This is a genomic window from Streptomyces sp. NPDC059994, from assembly GCF_042737755.1.
Taxonomy (GTDB): Bacteria; Actinomycetota; Actinomycetes; order Streptomycetales; family Streptomycetaceae; genus Streptomyces.
On sequence record NZ_JBHWUR010000166.1, the window covers coordinates 1 to 4,326 of the forward strand.

General features: G+C 69.3%; 4 protein-coding genes. All 4 read left to right on the forward strand.

Annotation, left to right across the window (positions count from 1 at the left end):
- Positions 1–67 precede the first annotated feature (67 nt).
- From ACFWA7_RS38280 to ACFWA7_RS38295, 4 genes are read left to right on the forward strand one after another with little or no spacing between them, the layout of a single operon-like run.
- The gene (locus ACFWA7_RS38280) at positions 68–991 is read left to right on the forward strand and encodes an ABC transporter permease (protein ID WP_385549584.1); all 924 of its coding nucleotides are present in this window, start codon (positions 68–70) and stop codon (positions 989–991) included.
- Positions 984–2,000: an ABC transporter permease gene (locus tag ACFWA7_RS38285; protein WP_385549587.1), complete on the forward strand. Its 1,017-nt coding sequence runs from the start codon at positions 984–986 to the stop codon at positions 1,998–2,000. Before ACFWA7_RS38280 ends, ACFWA7_RS38285 begins: the two co-directional genes overlap by 8 nt.
- 13 nt (positions 2,001–2,013) lie before the next feature.
- Positions 2,014–2,988, forward strand: a complete 975-nt coding sequence (locus tag ACFWA7_RS38290; RefSeq protein WP_385827778.1) for an ABC transporter ATP-binding protein — start codon at positions 2,014–2,016, stop codon at positions 2,986–2,988.
- Positions 2,981–4,009 carry an ABC transporter ATP-binding protein gene (locus ACFWA7_RS38295; RefSeq protein ID WP_385549593.1) on the forward strand — a complete coding sequence of 343 codons (1,029 nt, stop codon included), beginning with the start codon at positions 2,981–2,983 and terminating at the stop codon, positions 4,007–4,009. The genes ACFWA7_RS38290 and ACFWA7_RS38295 overlap by 8 nt, the downstream gene beginning before the upstream one ends.
- Positions 4,010–4,326: the final 317 nt, after the last annotated feature.

The following is a 4,326-nucleotide window of genomic DNA, read 5'->3' on the forward strand; positions in this document are numbered from 1 at the left end:
GCGCGCACCCCGCGCCGGGCCGCACCTTTTCCCGGACCCTCGGATTCCCAGACCCTCGGAGCAGTTCATGGGACGTTATGTGATCCGGCGTCTGCTGCAGATGATCCCGGTCTTCTTCGGCGCCACGCTGCTGATCTTCCTGATGGTCAACGTCATGGGTGACCCCATCGCGGGGCTGTGCGGCGACAAGGCCTGCGACCCGGCGACCACCTCCCGCCTCAAGCGGGAGTTCGGCCTCGACAAGCCGGTCTGGCAGCAGTACGTGACGTACATGGGGAACGTGTTCACCGGTGACTTCGGGACCGCGTTCAACGGCCAGAAGGTCACCGAGCTGATGGCGACCGCCTTCCCCGTCACCATCCGGCTCACGATCATCGCGATCCTCTTCGAGATCGTCGTCGGCATCACCCTCGGCGTGATCACCGGGCTGCGGCGCGGCCGCCCCATCGACACCGCGGTGCTGATCCTCACCCTGGTGGTCATCGCGATCCCCACCTTCGTCACCGGTCTGGTGCTCCAGCTGCTGCTCGGCGTCGAGTGGGGATGGATCAAGCCGTCCGTGTCCCCGGAGGCGCCGTTCAACGAACTCCTGATCCCCGGCCTGGTCCTCGCCTCGGTCTCGCTCGCGTACGTCACCCGGCTCACCCGGACCTCGATCGCGGAGAACTCCCGCGCGGACTACGTCCGTACCGCCGTGGCGAAGGGCCTTCCCAGACGCCGGGTGATCACCCGCCATCTGCTGCGCAACTCGCTGATCCCGGTGGTCACCTTCATCGGTACGGACGTGGGCGCCCTGATGGGCGGGGCGATCGTGACCGAGCGGATCTTCAACATCCACGGCGTCGGCTACCAGCTCTACCAGGGCATCCTGCACCAGAGCACGCAGACCGTCGTCGGCTTCGTGACCGTTCTGGTGCTGGTGTTCCTGGTGGCGAACCTCGTCGTCGACCTCCTGTACGCCGTACTCGACCCGAGGATCCGCTATGCCTGAGCCCGACTTCGACGAAGGTGCGATCTCCGCGACCGGCGCGGGCGGCGTCGGCCAGGGAGCTATCGCCCCCACCGGCACCAGCGGCCCGATGGACCTCGCGATCAGCGAGGGGGCGACGCTCGAAAAGACGCCGGGCGGCCCCGAAGGCACCGGCCCCGCGGGCAAGCCCCGCAGCCTCTGGGGCGACGCCTGGCGGGATCTGCGGCGCAACCCCGTCTTCATCATCTCCGGCCTGATCATCCTCTTCCTGGTCGTCATCTCGCTGTGGCCGTCCCTGATCGCCTCCGGCAACCCGCTCAAGTGCGACCTCTCCAAGGCCCAGCTGGGCTCCCGGCCCGGCCACCCCTTCGGCTACGACGGCCAGGGCTGCGACGTCTACACCCGGACCGTGTACGGGGCGAGGACCTCGGTCACCGTCGGCGTCTGCACCACCCTCGGGGTCGCGCTCTTCGGCTCGGTCCTGGGCGGCCTCGCCGGGTTCTTCGGCGGCGGCTGGGACGCGCTGCTCTCCCGGATCACCGACATCTTCTTCGGCATCCCGGTGGTGCTCGGCGGTCTGGTGTTCCTGTCCGTGGTCACCTCGACCACCGTCTGGCCCGTGATCGGCTTCATGATCCTGCTCGGCTGGCCGCAGATCGCCCGGATCGCGCGCGGCTCGGTGATCACCGCCAAACAGAACGACTACGTCCAGGCGGCCCGCGCGCTCGGCGCCTCCAACTCCCGGATGCTGCTGCGCCACATCACGCCCAACGCGGTGGCCCCGGTGATCGTCGTGGCGACCATCGCGCTCGGTACGTACATCTCCCTCGAAGCCACGCTCTCCTACCTCGGCGTCGGGCTGAAGCCGCCGTCCGTCTCCTGGGGCATCGACATCTCGGCCGCCTCCCCGTACATCCGCAACGCGCCGCACATGCTGCTGTGGCCGGCCGGGGCGCTGGCGGTCACGGTGCTCGCGTTCATCATGCTCGGCGACGCGGTGCGCGACGCCCTCGACCCCAAGCTGCGCTGAGGAGTTGGACGCCATGCTGCTCGAAGTGCGCGACCTCCAGGTCGAGTTCAAGACCAGGGACGGGATCGCCAAGGCCGTCAACGGGGTCACCTACTCGGTGGCGGCCGGGGAGACGCTGGCCGTGCTCGGCGAGTCCGGCTCCGGCAAGTCGGTGACCGCGCAGGCCGTGATGGGCATCCTGGACATGCCGCCGGGCCGGATCACCGGCGGCGAGATCGTCTTCCAGGGCCAGGACCTGCTGGAGCTCAAGGAGGACGCGCGGCGCAAGGTGCGCGGCTCCGGGATGGCGATGGTCTTCCAGGACGCGCTGTCCTCGCTCAACCCGGTGCTGAGCGTGGGCGTGCAGCTCGCCGAGATGTTCACCGTGCACAAGGGGATGTCCCGCGCCGACGCCAAGGCCAAGGCGGTGGAGCTGATGGAACGGGTGCGGATCCCGGCCGCCAAGGAGCGGGTCGGGCAGTATCCGCACCAGTTCTCCGGCGGTATGCGCCAGCGCATCATGATCGCCATGGCGATGGCCCTGGAGCCCGCGCTGATCATCGCGGACGAGCCGACCACCGCGCTCGACGTGACCGTCCAGGCCCAGGTGATGGACCTGCTCGCGGAGCTCCAGCGCGAGATGAACATGGGGCTGATCCTGATCACCCACGACCTCGGGGTGGTCGCGGACGTCGCGGACCGGATCGCGGTGATGTACGCGGGCCGGATCGTCGAGGAGGCCCCGGTCCACGAGATCTACAAGGCCCCCGCGCACCCGTACACGCGCGGCCTGCTCGACTCGATCCCGCGCCTGGACCAGAAGGGCCAGGAGCTGTACGCGATCAAGGGCCTGCCGCCCAATCTGATGCACATCCCGTCGGGCTGCGCCTTCCATCCGCGCTGCCCGATGGCGCAGGACGTGTGCCGCACGGACGTACCGCCGCTGGCGCACGTCTCCGAGGGCCGCAGGAGCGCGTGCCACTTCTGGAAGGAGTGCCTGAATGGCTGAGGCGATTCTGGAAGTGCGCGACCTGGTCAAGCACTACCCGCTGACCCAGGGCATCCTCTTCAAGAAACAGGTCGGCGCGGTGAAGGCGGTCGACGGGGTGTCCTTCGACCTGGCGGCCGGCGAGACCCTGGGCATCGTCGGCGAGTCCGGCTGCGGCAAGTCGACGGTCGCCAAGATGCTGGTGAACCTGGAGCGCCCGACGGCGGGCCGGATCGCCTACAAGGGCGAGGACATCACCAGCATGTCCGGCAAGGCCCTCAGATCCGTCCGCCGCAACATCCAGATGGTGTTCCAGGACCCGTACACGTCCCTGAACCCGCGGATGACGGTCGCAGACATCATCGGTGAGCCGTACGAGATCCACCCCGAGGTCGCCCCCAAGGGCGACCGGCGCCGCAAGGTGCAGGACCTGCTGGACGTGGTGGGCCTCAACCCGGAGTACATCAACCGGTACCCGCACCAGTTCTCCGGCGGTCAGCGCCAGCGCATCGGCATCGCCCGCGGCCTCGCCCTCCAGCCCGAGATCATCGTGGCGGACGAGCCGGTCTCCGCGCTCGACGTCTCGGTCCAGGCGCAGGTCATCAACCTCCTGGAACGCCTCCAGAACGAGTTCTCCCTGTCGTACGTCTTCATCGCGCACGACCTGTCGATCGTGCGGCACATCTCGGACCGGGTCGGGGTGATGTACCTGGGCCGGATCGTGGAGATCGGCCGGGACGCCGAGATCTACGACCACCCCACGCACCCGTACACCCAGGCGCTGCTCTCGGCGGTCCCGGTGCCGGACCCGGCCGCGCGCGAGCGCCGCGAACGGATCATCCTGACCGGCGACGTCCCGTCCCCGGCGAACATCCCCTCGGGCTGCCGCTTCCGCACGCGCTGCTGGAAGGCGCGGGAGCGCTGCGCGCTGGAAGTCCCGGAGCTGGCGGTCCCGGCGGTCTTCCAACTCCTGGACGGCCCGGCCCACCACCCGTCGGCGTGCCACTTCGCGGAGGAGAAGAGGGTGGTGCCGCAGGAGTGACGCCCGGGGTTCGCCTGCGGGCCGGTGGGGGCTGGTCGCGCAGTTCCCCGCGGCCCTTTTTGGCCCGGGGTTCGCCTGCGGGCCCGGTGGGGCTTGCTCGCGCAGTTCCCCGCGCCCCCTTTTGGCCCGGTGTTCGCCTGCGGGCCGTATGTGGCTGCTCGCGCAGTTCCCCGCGCCCCTGAAGCTGCGGGCTGTCTGTGGTTGGTCGCGTAGTTCCCCGGGCCCCTGAAGCTGCGGGCTGTCTGTGGTTGGTCGCGTAGTTCCCCGGGCCCCTGAAGCTGCGGGCTGTCTGTGGTTGGTCGCGTAGTTCCCCGGGC

Bases quoted from the DNA above. Each gene is read 5' to 3' on its own strand.
- ACFWA7_RS38280 (WP_385549584.1), top strand. From the start codon at position 68: ATGGGACGTTATGTGATCCGGCGTCTGCTGCAGATGATCCCGGTCTTC.
- ACFWA7_RS38285 (WP_385549587.1), top strand. From the start codon at position 984: ATGCCTGAGCCCGACTTCGACGAAGGTGCGATCTCCGCGACCGGCGCG.
- ACFWA7_RS38290 (WP_385827778.1), top strand. From the start codon at position 2,014: ATGCTGCTCGAAGTGCGCGACCTCCAGGTCGAGTTCAAGACCAGGGAC.
- ACFWA7_RS38295 (WP_385549593.1), top strand. From the start codon at position 2,981: ATGGCTGAGGCGATTCTGGAAGTGCGCGACCTGGTCAAGCACTACCCG.